At 60.5% G+C, this 17,248-nt stretch carries 13 protein-coding genes; 2 read left to right on the forward strand and 11 right to left on the reverse strand.

Annotated elements, in window-relative coordinates:
- Positions 1-427: 427 nt before the first annotated feature.
- Positions 428-835, reverse strand: a complete 408-nt coding sequence (locus UIB01_RS08535; RefSeq protein ID WP_038658904.1) for a PA2817 family protein — start codon at positions 833-835, stop codon at positions 428-430.
- A gap of 205 nt (positions 836-1,040) precedes the next feature.
- Positions 1,041-1,772, reverse strand: a complete 732-nt coding sequence (locus UIB01_RS08540) for a 4'-phosphopantetheinyl transferase family protein (RefSeq protein ID WP_038658906.1) — start codon at positions 1,770-1,772, stop codon at positions 1,041-1,043.
- 368 nt (positions 1,773-2,140) lie between these two features.
- On the opposite strand from UIB01_RS08540, the gene pap reads away from it, so the two are divergent.
- Together pap and UIB01_RS08550 are read left to right on the forward strand one after the other, a co-directional pair.
- Positions 2,141-3,640 (forward strand): polyphosphate:AMP phosphotransferase, encoded by a 1,500-nt coding sequence (pap, locus tag UIB01_RS08545; RefSeq protein WP_038658909.1) that lies wholly within the window; start codon positions 2,141-2,143, stop codon positions 3,638-3,640.
- Positions 3,641-4,109: 469 nt separating this feature from the next.
- Positions 4,110-5,294, forward strand: a complete 1,185-nt coding sequence (locus tag UIB01_RS08550; protein ID WP_038658912.1) for a thiolase family protein — start codon at positions 4,110-4,112, stop codon at positions 5,292-5,294.
- 325 nt (positions 5,295-5,619) lie between these two features.
- Here the strand turns inward: UIB01_RS08550 and UIB01_RS08555 are convergent, their stop codons facing one another.
- The 9 genes from UIB01_RS08555 to UIB01_RS08595 all read right to left on the reverse strand — a co-directional run bounded on the left by UIB01_RS08555 (position 5,620) and on the right by UIB01_RS08595 (position 17,242).
- Positions 5,620-6,720, reverse strand: coding sequence for a polysaccharide biosynthesis/export family protein (locus UIB01_RS08555; RefSeq protein ID WP_038658915.1), 1,101 nt, complete (start codon positions 6,718-6,720; stop codon positions 5,620-5,622).
- A 449-nt stretch (positions 6,721-7,169) separates the two neighbouring features.
- A complete protein-coding gene (locus UIB01_RS08560) occupies positions 7,170-7,937 on the reverse strand; it encodes a WecB/TagA/CpsF family glycosyltransferase (RefSeq protein ID WP_038658917.1) in 768 nt (255 codons plus the stop codon).
- Positions 7,930-8,805: a glycosyltransferase family 2 protein gene (locus tag UIB01_RS08565; protein WP_038658920.1), complete on the reverse strand. Its 876-nt coding sequence runs from the start codon at positions 8,803-8,805 to the stop codon at positions 7,930-7,932. Before UIB01_RS08565 ends, UIB01_RS08560 begins: the two co-directional genes overlap by 8 nt.
- Positions 8,765-10,018, reverse strand: a complete 1,254-nt coding sequence (locus UIB01_RS08570) for a hypothetical protein (RefSeq protein ID WP_038658925.1) — start codon at positions 10,016-10,018, stop codon at positions 8,765-8,767. Before UIB01_RS08570 ends, UIB01_RS08565 begins: the two co-directional genes overlap by 41 nt.
- Positions 10,019-10,062: 44 nt before the next feature.
- Positions 10,063-11,313 (reverse strand): Coenzyme F420 hydrogenase/dehydrogenase, beta subunit C-terminal domain, encoded by a 1,251-nt coding sequence (locus UIB01_RS08575; RefSeq protein WP_038658928.1) that lies wholly within the window; start codon positions 11,311-11,313, stop codon positions 10,063-10,065.
- 64 nt (positions 11,314-11,377) lie between these two features.
- Entirely contained in the window at positions 11,378-12,610 is a 1,233-nt protein-coding gene (locus UIB01_RS08580; RefSeq protein WP_038658931.1) for an oligosaccharide flippase family protein, read from the reverse strand.
- Between the two features lie 3 nt (positions 12,611-12,613).
- Positions 12,614-13,801 carry a polysaccharide pyruvyl transferase family protein gene (locus UIB01_RS08585; RefSeq protein ID WP_038658934.1) on the reverse strand — a complete coding sequence of 396 codons (1,188 nt, stop codon included), beginning with the start codon at positions 13,799-13,801 and terminating at the stop codon, positions 12,614-12,616.
- A 19-nt stretch (positions 13,802-13,820) separates the two neighbouring features.
- On the reverse strand, positions 13,821-14,873 hold the full coding sequence (locus UIB01_RS08590) for a glycoside hydrolase family 5 protein (RefSeq protein ID WP_038658937.1): 1,053 nt from the start codon (positions 14,871-14,873) through the stop codon (positions 13,821-13,823).
- Between the two features lie 152 nt (positions 14,874-15,025).
- Entirely contained in the window at positions 15,026-17,242 is a 2,217-nt protein-coding gene (locus tag UIB01_RS08595; protein ID WP_038658940.1) for a polysaccharide biosynthesis tyrosine autokinase, read from the reverse strand.
- Positions 17,243-17,248 lie beyond the last annotated feature (6 nt).

Consider the following 17,248-nt stretch of genomic DNA (forward strand, 5'->3'; position numbering starts at 1 on the left):
CTGAACTCCGGGTGAGCTTTGTGATCCTGAGCTGGCGCGTGGCTCGCTATTCGCCGCGAGGGCGCGCCTCCCACGGGTTTGGTGGAGGCTTTTCGCTTTTGTGGGAGGTCTGAGCTCGGGGCGAGCCTTGTGATCTTGAGCTGGCGCGTGGCTCGCTATTCGCCGCGAGGGCGCGCCTCCCACGGGTTTGGTGGTGGCTTTTCGCTTTTGTGTGGAGGCTGGACTCGGGGCGAGCCTTTTGATTTTTTAAGCGGGTGTTTGGCTCGCTAATCGCCGCGGGGGCGCGCCTCCCACGCGATTGGGGGAATGCCTTTTGCTTTTGTGGGGGGCAGGGCTTACTGGCTGATCAGCCTTTGGCCGATAAACGATCTTCCCGCTTGTTACTGCGCGATAAGTAGCAAGCCCGTTTCGCTGAATCCTTGCGCTATCAGTGCCGCGCACCCTCATCCGGCATGCTCAACAGCTGCTTTTCACGGTTCCAGTCGAACGGCTCGTCGTTCTGTTCGGCTTCGTAGCGGCGTTCTTCCAGCTGCTGGAAGACGGCGATCTCGTCATCGGGCATGAAGTGCAGGCAGTCGCCGCCAAAGAACCACAGCAGGTCGCGCGGTACCAGGTGAGCGATCTGGGGATAGCGGTGGAAAACCTGGCAGATCAGGTCCTGACCCATATGGCGCTCTTCCGGCACGTTCTGCAGGTTCATGATCAGTTCGTCGAAGCGCTCGAGGAACAGTGCGTGGCTTTCTTCCGAAACTTGTTCGGCCTCGCCCATGGCGAGCAGGATGCCGCGTAGATGGGCCAGCAGGGCCAGGTTGTGATCGTGGTATGGATTGGCCATGGTGCACCTGTGTCGGGTTTGATGGGGCGCGATTATAGGCGTGTGCGCCGGGTAATTGGGGTGTCTGGTTGACTCGCGCGGAGCCTGGCGGTTCGACTTTTCGGATGCGAGGCGCCGATTAATGGGCTGCGGCTGCCTGATTGGCCGGCCTGTCTGTAATCGCCGCGAGGGCGCGCCGCCTACGGATTGGGTGTGTGTTTTGAGCTTAGGTGGTGGCCCCAGGCTGAGCAGGAATGCCGATCAGGCTGAGCAGGTAGCCATCGAATGTGGATATCTGGCCATCGAGCTCGACACCGTTGCGCCAGGTCCTGGAGAGGTCGATCAGCAAGCGCAGGCGCGCAATGCCTTGATGAGTGACATCTAGCACCTCGGCATCCTGGAAGTAGAAACGTTGCTTCACCAAAGGGTAGAGGGCCTTGAAAAGGCTTTCCTTGAGCGAGAACGTTTGGGTGACCAGTTGGGCGCGTTCGCCTGCGTTTAGCGGTAAGTAGATATCCAGTTCACGAGGCGTGAGGATCTCGGCGGCCAGGCGGTCGGCTCGTTCGGGTGTCAGCAGGCGTTCGATGTCCAGGCCCAGTCCAATCCATTCCTGCTGGCGCGCCACCACTGCGCCGGCCCATCCTGTGCCGTGTGTGATGGAGCCGACTAGGCCTGTCGGCCACTGCGGCGCGCGATCTTCGCCCACTGGCGGCACGAATGCCGTGCCGGTCAGTCCTCGCAGGGCTTCCCGCGCACACAGACGACCGGCAAGAAATTCCGCCTGCCGTTTGCTGACACCTTTTTGCTGCGGAATCTTCCAGCGATCAAAGTCCTCGGGATTGAGCAGCGCCGGATCAAAGTGCGTGCTCAGCAGGCGTACGCCAGGCAGGGCTAGAGGCAGCGGCCAGTGGTCGGTGAGTGGCGTGCAGCAGCGTGGATAGGGAGGCTGGTCGTTCATGGCCGCTATTCTGCCTTAAGGTGGCTGACCATGGTCAGCAGCATCGCCGCGAGGGTGCGCCTCCCACAACTGCATAGCAAACAAGGTGTACGAGGCGCGCCCTCGCGGCGCATGTAGCCGCAAGCCGGCGAAGTCCCACTGCCCCGCCCTGGGGGCGGGCCTCCAACAAAAGCAGCTGTAGGCCCGCCATGATCCAAGCCCCGCCTCCGCGCGGGCCCACAAAGCGTCGTCCTGAGATTAACCCTCCAGAAACATGTGTTTGGGAGGTTTAACTGCCGTTCGTCTTACGCGCTCTATTTTTCCGTTCCGCTCGCTATGTGCCCGGCCTGACTGCTAGGGTTTGGCGCATTACCAGTGCGGAGACCGTGATGTTCGAATCAGCTGAGATTGGTCACTCGATCGATAAGGAAACCTATGACGCCGCCGTGCCTGAGCTGCGTGAGGCGCTGTTGCAGGCACAGTACCGGCTCAAGGCGCAGGCGCAATTCCCCGTCCTGATATTGATCAATGGCATTGAGGGTGCTGGCAAGGGCGAGACCATCAAGCTGCTCAACGAGTGGATGGACCCGCGGCTGATACGGGTCGACAGTTTCGATGTGCCGAGCGACGAGGAGCTGGCTCGTCCGCTGGCCTGGCGGTTCTGGCGCCGCTTGCCGCCGAAGGGGCATACCGGGATTTTTTTCGGTAACTGGTACAGCAAGATGCTCGAGGATCGTGTGCACGGGCGCATCAAGGATGCCGAGCTGAAGCTGGCCACGGCGCGGGCACAGCGTCTGGAGCGGATGCTCTGCGACGAGGGCACGCTGATCTTCAAGTTCTGGTTTCACCTGTCCAAGGAGCGGATGAACGCCAGACTTGATTCGCTGAAGAACGATCCGCTGCACAGCTGGCGCATCAGTGCGCTGGATTGGCAGCAGTCCAAGACTTACGACAAGTTCGTGCACCACGGCGAGAAGATTCTGCGCCTCAGCAGTCGGGATTTTGCGCCCTGGTACGTGATCGAGGGTGCCGATGAGCGCTATCGCAGTCTCACCGTCGGGCGCATTCTGCTGGAGGGTTTGCAGGCTGCGCTTGCGGCAGTGGAGCAGCCGGGGCCGGTGACATCCCAACCTCATTCGGCTCCGTTGCAGATAGATCTGGATCACCTGAGTTTGCTGGATAGCTTGGATATGGGCCAGAAGCTCGGAAAGGAGGACTACCAACAGCAGCTCGTTGCGGAGCAGGCGCGGCTGTCGCAGCTGTTGCGCGATCCTCGACTGCGCAAGCGTGGCGTGCTGGCCTTGTTCGAAGGCCATGATGCGGCTGGCAAGGGCAGTGCAATCCGCCGTGTCACTGGCGCACTCGACCCGCGGATGTACCGGACCGTACAGATCGCCGCGCCCTCCGACGAGGAGCGTGCCCAGCCGTGGCTCTGGCGTTTCTGGCGCAATGTGCCGGAGCGCGGCAAATTCACCATCTTCGATCGTTCCTGGTATGGCCGCGTGCTGGTTGAGCGGGTGGAAGGCTTCTGCACACCGGACGAATGGCTGCGCGCCTATGCGGAGATCAATGATTTCGAGGAGCAGCTGGTCGACGCGGACGTGGTGCTGGTCAAGTTCTGGCTGACCATCGACAAGAAAACGCAGCTCAAGCGCTTCAAGGAGCGCGAGGAAACCCCGTTCAAGCGCTTTAAGATCACCGAGGAGGACTGGCGCAACCGCGAGCGCTGGGACGACTACGGGCATGCCGTAGCCGATATGGTCGACCGCACCAGTACCGAAATCGCACCCTGGACATTGGTGGAAGCCAATGACAAGCGCTTCGCCAGGGTCAAGGTGTTGCGCACGTTGAATGAGGCGTTGGAAGCGGCGATCGACAAGGGGCGTTAACCGGCGGAGGCTTGCCAGGCGGTGACGTCTAGGGTCGCCGGTGAGGTTTGGCCGTGGAGCGGCTGGGCGCGCGTGCGGTGAACGCCGCTTCCACGCCATGTCGGCTCTTCAGTGGCTGCGGTTTCGGTATCTGTAGCCACAGCGTCCTCAATGCGGCGGGCGCTTTCGCAGTCGACGAACAGCGACCGGCGCGCCACGCGTCTATGGCGGACGTCTCCGCGAGCCGATCTTTAACGAGATCGCCGGCCAGGAGTTTGCTCGCACTCATATGCTGCTATTAACCCCCTGCCGAAGAGCGCTTCTGGCTGAGGACGCGATGGCCGTGCATATCCATGCTGAATGTTCGTCGCCAGTCTGGAGAGGCCGCAACTATGCTCCGGTCACCGTCCACCCCGCGGTCGTGGAACAATGCGTGCGCGTAGCGCCGTCACAACATCCCCGCGATCGCTCCTAGTCTCCGAGGTATGTCATGCGTGAAGTAGTGATCGTCGATAGCGTGCGGACCGGCCTGGCCAAGTCCTTCCGCGGCAAGTTCAACATGACCCGTCCCGACGACATGGCAGCGCATTGCGTCGATGCGCTGCTGTCGCGTAACGATCTCGACCCCGCGCTGGTCGAAGATTGCATCGTCGGTGCTGGCTCCAATGAGGGAGCGCAGGGCTACAACATCGGCCGCAACGTCGCCGTGCTGTCGCGTCTGGGCATCGGCTGTGCCGGCATGACGCTCAATCGTTATTGCTCGTCGGGCTTGCAGGCCATCGCCGTCGCGGCCAACCAGATTGCCTCCGGTTGCAGCGACATCATCGTCGCCGGCGGGGTGGAGTCGATCACCCTGACGCTCAAGAGCCGCAATACCGATCACCTGTTCAATCCGATCATCCAGGAACGTGTGCCGGGCATTTACCACACCATGGGGCAGACCGCCGAACTGGTAGCGCGCCGCTACAACGTCACCCGCGAGCAGCAGGATCTCTACTCGCTGCAGAGCCAACAGCGCACCGCACGCGCGCAGGCCGAGGGGCTGTTCAGCGACGAGATCGTGCCGATGAACGTTCAGTACTTCACCGAAGACAAGAACACCGGCGAGCGCACCCTGCATCAGGGCGTGGTCGAGGGCGACGATTGCAACCGCCCGGACACCACGCTGGAAAGCTTGGCGGGGCTCAAGCCCGTGTTCGCTGAAGACGGCTCGGTTACCGCCGGTAATGCCTCGCAGCTGTCCGATGGCGCATCCATGACGCTGGTGATGAGCCTGGATAAAGCTATCGAGCTAGGCCTCAAGCCGCGCGCGTTCTTCCGTGGTTTCACTGTGGCAGGCTGCGAGCCGGAGGAGATGGGTATCGGGCCGGTATACGCGGTGCCGCGTCTGCTCAAAGCCAAGGGGCTTCAGGTTGGCGATATCGACCTGTGGGAGCTTAACGAGGCCTTCGCATCGCAGTGCCTGTACTGCCGCGACACCCTGGGCATCGACAACGAGAAGTACAACGTCAATGGTGGTTCGATCTCGATTGGTCACCCGTTCGGCATGACCGGCTCGCGTACGGCAGGGCATATCGTCCGTGAACTGCAGCGGCGCAACCTGCGTTATGGCGTGGTGACCATGTGCGTCGGTGGGGGTATGGGCGCTGCTGGGCTGTTCGAAGCGGTCCGTTGAGCTGCATTGGATCGGTAATTCAAGCGTAACGCCGTCTGTGGTGGGCTAAAACCCACCCCGCGTGGGTGCCCGCCTTAGGGCTTCGCGAGTTTTAAGCGCTAAAAGCTTCGCCCCAGGGTCGGGCCTCCCACAAGCAGACCATGCACACCGCTCTGTAGGAGGCGCGCCCTCGCGGCGAATGGAGGTTGCAAGCCTCCCTAGAAGGGTGTGTTTCCTGCAGAAGTAGGGCGTATTTATTGGCTGAAACGCAAAAGCCGCAGAGCAATCAATGATTGACTCTGCGGCTTCTGTTTTTCCTGACCGTCAGCCGGTCAGCCGATACGGTTTAGCGGTTGATGTTGTATTCCGCAGCGGCGCCGATGCCGATAACGTTAGCCGATGGCAGCAGCTGGCTGATGAAGCGGTTCCAGCGGGTGATGTTGGCGGGACCCACGAACACCACGTCCTGCGGCTGCAGGGGGAAGTGCTTGGCCAGGGCGAATGCGGTCGGGGATTTGGCGTTCAGCTGGAAAACTTTGGCCGGTTCGGTGGCCATGTTTTCCGCACCGCGGATTACGTACAGCGCTTCACCATCGGCGGTCTCCTGGCGAATGCCGCCAGCGGTACCGACTGCGTCCATCAGGTTCATGCTGGTGGCCTTGAAGGACAGGGCTTGCGGCAGGTTCACTTCGCCTAGAACGTAGATCTTGCGCTGGTCGTTATACGGCAGGTGCAGCTGGTCGCCATCTTTCAGGTAGACCTGGTGCAGCCACGAATCCGGACGGTTCAGCGAGTCGACGTCGAGCATGTACTCACGACCGTCACGCTTCAGGGTCAGACCAGTTAGATCTGCCGTTTCGGTGTCCACGCCCGCCTGGCCGATGGCCTGGGTGATGGTCATCGGTGCGGTGGTGACCGGTACTTCGCCAGCGGTGTTGAACGCACCGGAAACGATGATGCGCTGGCTGCCGAAGCGCAGGATGGACACGTCTACCTGCGGGCTGTCGATGTAGTTGGTCAAGCGACGGGCAATCTGGGAGCGAAGCTCTTCGATGGTCTTACCGGCTGCTTCGACATTGCCGATGTACGGGTAGAAGAGGGTGCCATCAGGGCGTACCAGGCGACCGTTGGCATCCAGCTGCTGTTGCGGGCCGGACGGCGCGGTCAACTCGGGGTGGTCCCACACGGTGATATAGAGCAGGTCGTTGGCGCCGATGCGGTAAGCGCTGGGCTTGTAGCTCAGTAGTTCCTGCTTGCTCGAGGTGCCCATGTCGGAAGCCAGTTCTCCCTTGAGCATCTCAGGGGTGATGCGGATCAGCTGTACCGTGCCGTGTTCGGCTTCGGCACCCTCCTTGAACTCGTCGGGATCGAGGTACTGGCCTGGGGCGAAAGCGCAACCCTGCAGTGCCAGAGCGGAAGTAAAAGCAAGAGCGATAAATGGTTTCATGGGTTTGTTCATCCTTGACGGAGTGGTTGTTGTTCAAAGAGTGAGACGGCTTGATTCACTTTTCTGCTTGAGGCGCTTGAGTACTCTTTTCGCCTTTCCAAGAGGACCGGAGTCATCACTCCACACTCCTCAGCGACCAGATTGGATCGGTAGCCAAAGTTTCTCTCCTTCCTGAATTGTTCATCTCCAGCAGCTCTAGATTCAGCTACGTAGACGCGTTGTATTTCCCTCCTGGTTGCAAAGTCAGCGGCTGTTTGGTTTGGGCAGGTTTAATTCCAAAGTTCTTCACATACGGCTGCTGCATTACCAACAAGGCGGGATGGCGCTGATGTTTAGTTAGATGTTGAATTGCCATCCTGTGACGCTCACACAGAAGGGATAGACCGTCTCGGTTTCACTGGGTTCACCGTCGTTCAGTGCAATTGCAGCCAATTTTTCGATCATTGGGATTAGCTGTCCTGTTTTGCCGGCTTAGCTTTCTGCACGCGGTAGTTTTTTTCCCGCATGAATGCTGGAACTATGAACATCGCGTCATGGGCGTAGCGCTTAACCAGGCGTTTGGGCTCGGACATCATCCGGTGCAGCCATTCGAGTTTGCAGTTCTGCATCCACACCGGGGCGCGTTTAATACTGCCGGTGGCGAATGAAATGGATGCGCCGATACAAAAGCCCATGCCGGTTCGTTCATGGCTTTCGATGGAACTGGCGAGAATTTCCTGGCGTGGCGCACCAACGGCATAAAGCACTAGCTCGGACGGGTTATCCCGAACGAACTGCAACGCCCGCTGAACTTCGTCCGGACGATTGATGAAACCCATCGGAGGGTTGTGGTGATAGAGCGTAATGCCGGGGTAGAGCCTGCGCAGTTTTGCGCATTCTTCTTCGGTTGCTCCGATCAGGACGATGCGCAGGCGCTCGCGATCGGCCCACTGCAGCAGGTCGACGGTCAGGTCGCTGCCAGGAATCACCTCTTCGATCTGCACGCCGAGACGCTGCAGAAGCGGTTGCAGGATTCGGCTGTCGCACAGACGCAGGCGCGCCTTGGCATAGGCTTCACGCAGCGCAGGGTTGTCCTGTAGCTGTGCGAGGTGATCGACATTGGGTGTCACCACGAACGAGTAGGGCTGCTTGACCCCCTCGCGAATGCAGTTCAGCAACGTCGCTTTGCTGCCGGTGTAGAAATTCACACCGAACGCGTGGTTAGTCTCGTTAGACACTCATCGTTACTCCCTTGAAAGCGCCTTTGATGCCGGACCAGGCGAGGCTAGGGTGGTTGAACTCCTTGATGACGGTGATCGCCGACAGGAAACAGGCCGACGCGAAGGCGAAGCCCTGGCCGTAGAAGCGCTTGTTGAAACGAGTCGCCGCGCGGTTGCGGTAGTAGTGATAGAAGGCCGAGCGACCGCCGGAGCTGAGCGAGCCGTAGTGAAACAGGCGGCTACTGGGCACGACGCGGATCGAAACGCCTTTCTTCTTTGCCTGGAACTGCCAGTCGACCTCTTCGGAGTACATGAAGTACGCCTCATCCATCAGGCCGATGCGCTCGACCAGCTTGGCCGAAAACGCCAGGCTGCAGCCCATCAGGTAATCGGGCTGCTCACTGTTCTGCGCCATTGCCTCGAGGGTCTGGTCCTTGCCCAGCAGCTTGGCCTTGCCCAGCAGCGGGTAGAGCTTGCCGCCGCCGTAGCATTCCAGGCGGCCCGTATCAGCGCTGAGGATGACCGAGCCGACGAACTGACGGTCGTTCTCTTTCAACGCATCAAGCAGCGGGGTGAAAGCGTCGCTGTCGACATAGGTGTCGTTGTTGACGATCCAGAAGTTGGTTACCGGCAGGTTGTCCAGGGCCCAGCGCAGTCCGTAGTTGTTACCGCCGGCGTAGCCGTTGTTCTCGGGGTTGGCGAGTAGCGTCACGTTGTGGCGTGGCTGAGCTTCCAGCCACTGGTTGAATGCCACGACGGAGCCGTCCTGGGAGTCGTTGTCGATGACCACCACGTGGTCGAGAGCCGGGCAATGAGCGAGCAGGCTCTCAACGCAACTGATGGTTTCAGTAGCTGCCTTGTAGTTGAGGATAAGCGCGACGTTCATGGATGGGTTCCTGGCTGCGAAGGTGGCGGGCCCTGAGGGCGTGAATGACGAAAAGCATCGTGATGACTGGCTGGCCGTACTCGAACAGTCCGTTGAGTGGCCAGATCGCGAAGAACGCCAGCATCGTCGAGTAGATGAAGGTCATGTCGGTGGTGATGTTCTTCGCGATGCGGTGGTAGACGAACAGCGTCATCGGGATGACGAAGAACGTGAGGAAGCCGAAGCGGAACAGCGTGCCAAAGACGCCGACATCGGACAGGAAGAAGTGCTCACCGAAATAGGGGATGAAGCCGTCCTGCCACATCAGCGACAACGATCCGCTGGGTAACCAGTTGACCTGATCGAGATGGGCGAAGATCGACGAAATGGTGTGCGTCCGTACGCCATCCTCGACGCCTTCCAGCGTGCTGTCGTAGAACTCGGTATTCAGGCCGAGGATCTCCAGCAGGCTCGGGAAGAAGTAGAACGGCGACAGCAGAATCGACAGCGAAGCGGCCCAGATGACCGCCTTGGCGCGAAGGCAAAAGAGTGTGAATAGCAGGCACAGCACGATCAGCTGACGGGTCTGAGTAGCGAATACCAGGGTCAGCAGCAGCAGGGCGGCAATCACCATATAAAGGGTCTTGCTACGAGCCGCACCGTTGATCGGAGAGATTCCTTTCGACCAGATCTGGATGCAGTAGAAATAGCCGAAACAGATCAGGTAAGGCCCGATGGACGAGCGGTCCGGGCGGTCATCTGAGCGCACTTCAGCGCGCATATCCGGGATCAAGCCGAACTTGAAGCACCACGAGAAGAACGCTGCGATCAGTGCCGCATACAGCAGGCCGCGTTCGAACTGCAGTGTGCTGACGCGCTTGCCGAGGAACAGCAGCGGTGCGAAGCCCAGGCAGAACAGGACGCGGCGCTCTTCGATGAGCCCGAACACCACCGGCTGCCCATAGGTGTAATAGGCGAAAATTGCCGGAAAAATCAGGAACACCACTGCGCTATACAGGCAGTAGTACATGAGGATGCGAAATTCACGCGGCGCGTTTTCTGCCGAAGCCAGCAGTAGCAGCACGGTGAACACGATGCTGATCGCCAGGTACAGCTCGTTCAGCCCCTTGATGCCATAGGGGTTGTGCGGGCTGTCGCCGAACACTGAAAAGTGCAGTATCAGTGCCAGGATCAGCAGCGGAAAAAAGAAGAAGCGTGAACTGAAATTCGTCATCAACCTGAGTCCTTAGGTATTGGTTCCTTGAGCGCCACAGCGTTTCAAGCTGTTTCCAGCGCTCGCTTCTTGATCTTCTTGCGCCGCACCAGTAGACCGGTGAATGCCTTGAAGCTCTGATAGAACCCGATCTCCCTTATTCCTTTGCCGAGCTCGAAGCCTTTGTACGAAGGAGTTTTGAGCAGCAGCAGCTTCATCGCCCACAACCGCGGCAGGATCGTCGTGCGGCGGTAGTACTGGAACGGCTGAATGGCAAAGATGCTGTTCGTATCGAAAGCCTCGGCTTTGACAACGCCATCGGCCTCCGCGTTGCGAAAAAGTTCGCGGCCTTTTGCGGTGCGTACCAGAATCAGCGAGTTGCCTTCGCGCTCCTCAAAGGAGGGGTAGCCTTTTTCATCGCCTTCCCAGCCGTCGGCGCAGACGATATCGGCGAACTCGCCAATGCCGTCCGGGCAGATCTTGCAGCGGGTCTGCAGGTGGCGGTTGAGCACTTTTCCCCAGGAGTCGTTGTAGGTCATGGTGCGTTCGTCGCCGTTCTTCAGCGTGGCCTTGGTCAGCCCCGGCCAGCCGTCACCGCGATAGCGGAAGGCAGTGACGTCGCTGCGTTTGACTTCCAGCTTGTCCAGTACCTGCTCGGTGCCTTGCAGGCTCGGCGTACCGGCGCACATGAAGGAGACGATGTAGGGGATGTTCTCCTTCAGCCGTGGGTTGTGCTGCTGCATCTGGCGCACGGCGGCAACGTCGCACGGCTTGCCGATGAACAGGTACTTTTCGGTGGACATGGCCACCCACTTCAACGCTTCCCCCGGGCTGGCAGGCGCGTAGCGCGAGCCGGAAGAGGCGATGACGTTCTGCCGCGAGCGGCTGATGGTGGCTACGTTCTCCAGCGGATCGGTCTGCGAGGCCTGAATCTGGATCACTCCGTCGACCAGCTTGTTCTCCAGGCAGTACTGCGCCAGCGCCGAGATCACGCCGCCGGACGAGCCGGCCTGACGGATTTCGTTGTCGGTTGCGTAGCCCTTCATGGTGTCGAGGATTTCGCCCCAGATCGGGTGGTAGTTCGCCGATTTGTACGGGCGAATATCCAGGTTCAGCGCCGGGCAGGACTTGGCAAAAGCGGCGCTGGTCTGTTCGTTGGCCACCGGCTTGTTCTGGTACTGGCTGTTGAGCACCGGGCGGTGATAGCCGTCACCAGTCAGGCGAATCTTGATGGCGTCGTCGTCGGCGACCGAGCTGCACATGCCACAGCCACTGCACAAGTCGTTGTTCAGCACGCGATTCAATGAAGCTTTCATACCTGCCTTCCCTTGAGCGGCCAGTCGAGCGCGAGGCGCGACCGGCAGTATTTAACGAGTGCGGTCATGCGGGCTGGTGCCGCTTGCGATAGATGTTGAGCACCGCATAACCGTAGATAAGCGTCAGGACGACCATGCCCAGAGTGGACACCCAGGGAGCCGCCTGTATCCCGTGCGAGGGGATGAAAAACCAGTAACAGGCCACCGTGATCACGCCCGAGGCGATGATGCCGAAGGTGCGCAGAAAGCCCGTGCCCATGGCCAGGAGCTGCACGCCCAGCCCGGCGGCGACGAAGCGCGCCGCGGTAAAGCAGGCAAAGGCCAGCCATAGCGTGTTCAGCTCCACGTACTCGGCGCCGAGAAAGTAGTCGGTGAACAGCGGGCCGATGAAGAAGAACGCCAGGGCGAAGATCAGGCCCATGCCGGTGTACTCGCCGAGAATGCGTGCGCCGTAGCGGATCAGGCCGGCTGTGTTGTTGTGCAGCTGATAGGCGAAACGTGGGATGTGCACACTGGCCAGCAGCACGCTGAAGGGCACCGCGCCCTGGATCAGGCGCGAGCCAGCGAAGTAGATACCTGCAGCTTCGCGGCCGGCGAGGTGGTTGACCAGGATGACGTCCAGCTGGGCAAAGATGTTGGTGGCACCGCTGTCGATGGCGAAACTGGTGGAGGACTTGAAGCGCTCCCCCAGCACCTGCCAGGAGCTGCGCAGGATGCCGCCCAGCGCGAGGATCTTCGACAGCGCGCGAAGGGCGAAGGTCGCATAGATCAGCCGCGACACCAGGAACGCCACGCCGATGGCCAACACGTCGTTGCGCAGCAGGATTGCCGCGCCGATGAGCACGAAATGCACCAGCGCGGTTGCCACCACGATCTTTGTTTCGCGGTGGAACTGACCGATGCTGCGGAACACCGTCAACCCCAGATCGCCATAGGACGAAGCAAGGGTGCCGAGCAGGAACAGCACCGCGGCGAAGCGTTCGGTGGTGTGCAGATCGAGGACGAACAGAATGATTGGCAGCAGCACGATGCAGGCCGGCAGGACCAGTACGGATTTCGCCGCGAGACTGGCCGACATGATCCCGCCCGCCCGATGGCGCTCGGCGCCGATGTCTCGCAGCGCGCGCATGCCGAAGCCGTAGTCGGTCACCAGGGCGACGATGGTCGACCAGGTGATCACGATCGAAATGAAGCCAAAGTCGCTCGGCCCCAGCGTGCGAGCGAGGATCAGCAGGGTGCCGAGCTGCACGGCGGTGCGAGCCGCCGTGGTAACCCCCATCAGGGCATGATCGCGCATGTTTTATCTCTGATACGCGGCCTGGGGCTGATGCAGGGTGGCGAGGATCTGCTCCAGTCCTGCACTGTAGGCGTCCAGCTTGCGACGGATGATGGCGCCGCTGGCGGCAACCTCGGCCTTGAGCTGTTCACGGTTGTCCAGATGGGCCAGAACCAGTTCCAGCGCGCTCTCGGTGTCCTCGGTCTTGAGGTCGACCACGCGGTGGTAGTCGAGCGACTGATAGAGACCGGCGAACTTGCGGCTGTAGGCCAGCGGCACGACCGGTACGCCGGCGGAGAACGCGCCGATGGTCGCGTGCATACGTGCGCCGACGAAGAAGTCCATGCCGCTGATATAGGACTTGGCCTCGATCGGACCCTTGAAGCGTGGCGCCAACTTCAGCTCGGGATACTGCTGCTGCAGTTGCTGGGACACGGTGTAGTCGTCTTCGGCGGGGAAGCCGATCGGGATCACGTGGGGCACCAGGTGCACTTCGTGGCCGCGCTCGAGCAGGGTGCGGATCAGGCGGTCGGTCAGCGCCTTGTAGTCGGCACGCAGGCCGAACTGATTGGCCGTGCCTTCGTAACCGCCGTGGTGCAGCAACGCCGATACGCTGAGGCCTACGGCCAGCTTGTTCGGATCGCGATGCTCGCTCTGGCGCTCGAAGGGCAGGGCGAAGGCGACGTCGATCACCTCGTCGCGATTGGGGATGTTCAGCTGCTTGAGCACGTCGAAGGACTGGTGGTCGCGGGCGAAGACCATGGTGCTTTTCTTCATCGCCCAGGCCGAAGCTTTGGTGGCCCAGTCCGACTTGAACGGGCCGATGGTCTGCGGGGAGAGAATCAGTGGTACGCGACCGCCCAGAGCCATGCCTTTGCTGACCAACAACTTGATCAGGCGCTTGGCACCGTAGATGTCGGAGAAGCTGTCGCCTTCGCCGATATCGAATACCGCGTCGCAGGAGCTGATCGCCCGGTACAGGCCGTGGGGATTCTTCAGCAGGGCGCTCTCGTTGAATTCTATGAACTCGTACTTGAAGCGCTCGGTGGAGGGCGGGTAAGCGCAGGGGCCGGACGAACCGATGATGAGGAATTCCGGCGTGATCCCACACTTGCGAGCGGCTTCGTCGATCAGCAGCATGTTCGAGATGCTCAGTGCGCCAACCCCGAGGTTGCCAGATGAGAACGAGTGCCACAGCAGTCCGAATTTCATGTTCGAGTTCACTCCAGAATCAGTCAGCGTTTTGCGCAGGGAAGGGGCCGATGGCAGTGCAGTCGTTCGCCAGGTGTTTGCGCATGAGTTCCATCTGGGGACGGTCCTTGCCGTTGCGCGGCTCAATCGCAAGCTTGTAGGTGCCCCAGCCTGGGCCGCCTGCCCAGTAGGCACTGGGGACGCAGTTGTCATTGAGGTAGGCGAGCAGGTTGTCCATCGCCGCAGCCGCCTCGGGCAGGTCGTCGGGGATGCCGTACTCACCGAGGAAGCCTTTTTGGCCGTGCTTTTTCAGCCAGTCGATGAAGGGGCGGGCGCGCTCTACGCCGATCATCGGGTCAATGTTGCGGCTGGTCTTTTCCATGTACTTGCCGGAGAAGTCCTGGTCGAAATACAGGTGCGCTTCATAGACGATGCGGTCGGCCGGGTCGTTGATGAGGAAGTTGGCGTTCACCTGAGGCCAGTGATAGGCGCTCGACCAGCGTTCGCCCTCGATGAAGATCAGCGTCTGATCATCGACTTCGCGGATCGCATCGACCGCCGCCTGGGCGGCGCCCGGCCAAAGACCTACGGTACCGTGCGGCTCGTTCATGATGTCGTAACCGAGCAGCGCGCGATGGCCCTTGAACTGCTCCGCCAATTGACGCCACACCGACGCATAAGCCTCGTAGGGCACTTTGCTCGAGCCGATGAGCTCGCCGTGGTACCGACCATAGTTGTGCATGTCCAGAATGACCTTCTGGCCGTTCATGGCAGCCAGATCCAGGGTCTTCTTCAACAACCGGATCTGGTCGAAGTTCAATCCTTTATCAAGTGAGTGCTGAACTCGTTCCCAAATGAAGGGGAAGCGAATCAGTTGAATGCCTTGATCGGCGTAGTACTTGAAATGCTTTTTTTCCGGGTAGAAGTAGTGGGTGCCGTTCTTGCCCGGCGTGATGTGCGGGGCGAAACCGGCCCCGGAGATATTGACCCCGAGCAGCGCGAGGCCTTGATCACCGGTCGGCCACTCAACAGCGCCTGCACCGGTTACCGACAGCGCGGTGGCCAGTGCCACAGCCAGGCGAGTGGAGTGCATGGCTGGCCGGTTAGGGTGTCTGGTCATCGCTACACCTATTCTCCAGGCAAAAAAACGTCCACTGACCCTTGAGAGGTCAGCTGTAGGACAGTCGGGAAGTTGGGGACGCCGGCTCGGCATGGCGACGGCTGACCGTCGCCATGCGAGGCACCTTATTTGGTGGTGCTGGCGTACTCGTACTGGTAGTAGCCGTACTCGCCGTAGGTGGACGCTTTGCGAACCACGGCGTTGAAGATGACGCCCTTGACCAGCAGACCGTTCTGCTCGAGGCGACGCTTGGCTGCTTCGATTTCCTTCAGACCGTTCAGGCCGTAGCGAGTGACCATCAGCGTGGTGCCCGCCTGGCTGCCAACCAGTGCCGCGTCGGTCACCGCGAGGATTGGCGGGGTGTCGAAGATCACCAGGTCGTACATGTGGCTGATTTCTTTGACGAAGCGCGAGAAGTTCTCGTGCATCAGCAGCTCGGACGGGTTCGGCGGCAGCTGGCCATGGGTGATCACGTGCAGGTTGTTCAGCTGGGTCTTCTGGATGGCATCGAACAGGGTGATGCGGCCGGAGAGGATGTCCGACAGACCCTTGTCGCCATCACAGCGCATGACCTTGTGCAGGTAACCCTTGCGCATGTCGGCGTCGATCAGCAGTACTCGCTTGCCGGACTGAGCGACCACGGCAGCCAGGTTGGTGGTGACGAAGGACTTGCCCACCGCCGGACTTGGCCCGGTGATCATCAGCACGTTGTTCTTGGCCTCGATCATCGCGAAGTGCAGGCTGGTACGCAGGCTGCGCATGGCTTCGGTGGCGAGGTCGGCCGGGTCGTTGATGGTCAGCAGGTAAGAGGCGGTGCTCTTGTCGCGCTTGAAGTTGGCCAGGCGTTTCTCCAGCGCAGCCTGCTTCTCGGTGAACGGAATCGAGGCGTAGACCGGTGTGCCAGTGCGCTCGATGTCTTCCGGGTTCTCTACGCCGCGCTTGAGCGCTTCACGCACATAGACGAAGGCGGTGGCGAGCAAAGCGCCCAGCAGGGTGGCGACGATCACGACCAGCGGCTTGTTCGGCTTGACCGGGTTTTCCAGATCCGCTGCGGCATGGTCGATAATGCGCACATTACCGACGGTACCAGCGCGAATGATGTCCAGCTCCTGGGTCTTGTTCAGCAGCATGGAGTAGGTTTCCGAGGAAACTTCCACGTCACGGGTCAGGCGCAGCAGCTCCTGCTGGGTCGATGGCAGGGTGCCGATCTGCTTCTCCAGCTCTTCCTTCTGCACCTGCAGCTGGTTGATCTGGTTCATCAGCGCCTGGAAGTTCGGGTGCTGGCGGGTGAAGCGGCGTTCCATCTCGGTGCGCTTGAGGTTCTGTTCGGAGATCTGACGTTCCATGTCAACGATGCGGTCGAGCACCGACTGCGTTTCCGCAGTGATGTCCACCGAGCGCGAGCCGGTCTGATACTTGTTCAGTGCCGTCTGGGCCGCTTCGAGGTTACGACGTACGGTCGGAATCTGCTCGTTGAGGAACTCCAGGCTCTGGGTTGCTTCGGCCGCATTTCGGGCGATGTTCTGCTCGACATACAGATTGGCGACCTCTTCCAGTACGCGGATGGCGTGGGCCGGATCGGTATCTTCGAGGGTTACGTTGACGATGCCCGACTGCTTGCCGCGCTCTGCAGCAGACAGGCGCTGCTGGAAGCTTTCGGTCGTATTGTAGGTGCGGTTCTTGACCACGGTGAACGTAGTGCCGGGGCGTGCATTCAGCTCGCCCACGGTGACACGGTAGCCTTCGTTTTCAACCGGCTCGCCGACTACGCCTTGCACGACGACTTCGCCGTCCTTGTCGCGCAGGATGAAGCCGTTGTTCTCGGCCGCTTCGAGGGTCAGTTCCTTACCGTGCACCTTGTCCGGCACTTCCAGCTGGGTGACCTTCAGGGTCTCGCCACCCCAGGCGTAGCCGCCCAGGCCGGCCGGGTGCCAGCCCAGCTCGCCTTCTTCGCTCGGCTCGAACCGGCGAGCCATGAAGCCGCCGATGATCGGGAAGTGATGCGGGGTGATGCTGATGTCGAGATTCAGCTTGCTGACCGCGCCACCCACTACCGAGCGTGACTTGAGCAGCGCGATTTCGGTTTGCGCAGGGGACACTGGCGGGTTGGTGTTGACCACATCGGTCAGGCTTGGCAGGCCGCTCTTGGGCTCGATCTGAATCATCGCGCTGGCAAGATAGACCGGTGTAGCGAGCAACGCATAAGCGATACCCAGGGCAGCGAAGAACCCCGTGATGCTCATGATCAGCACACGGTTGTTGATGAAGGTGTCAAAGAGGTGGGCCAGGTCGATGTCCTTGTCCTCTTTGGTTTCATAGATTGGGCGGGGCATGGTTGTCATCGAAGT

Source organism: Stutzerimonas decontaminans, assembly GCF_000661915.1.
Classification (GTDB): Bacteria; Pseudomonadota; Gammaproteobacteria; order Pseudomonadales; family Pseudomonadaceae; genus Stutzerimonas; species Stutzerimonas decontaminans.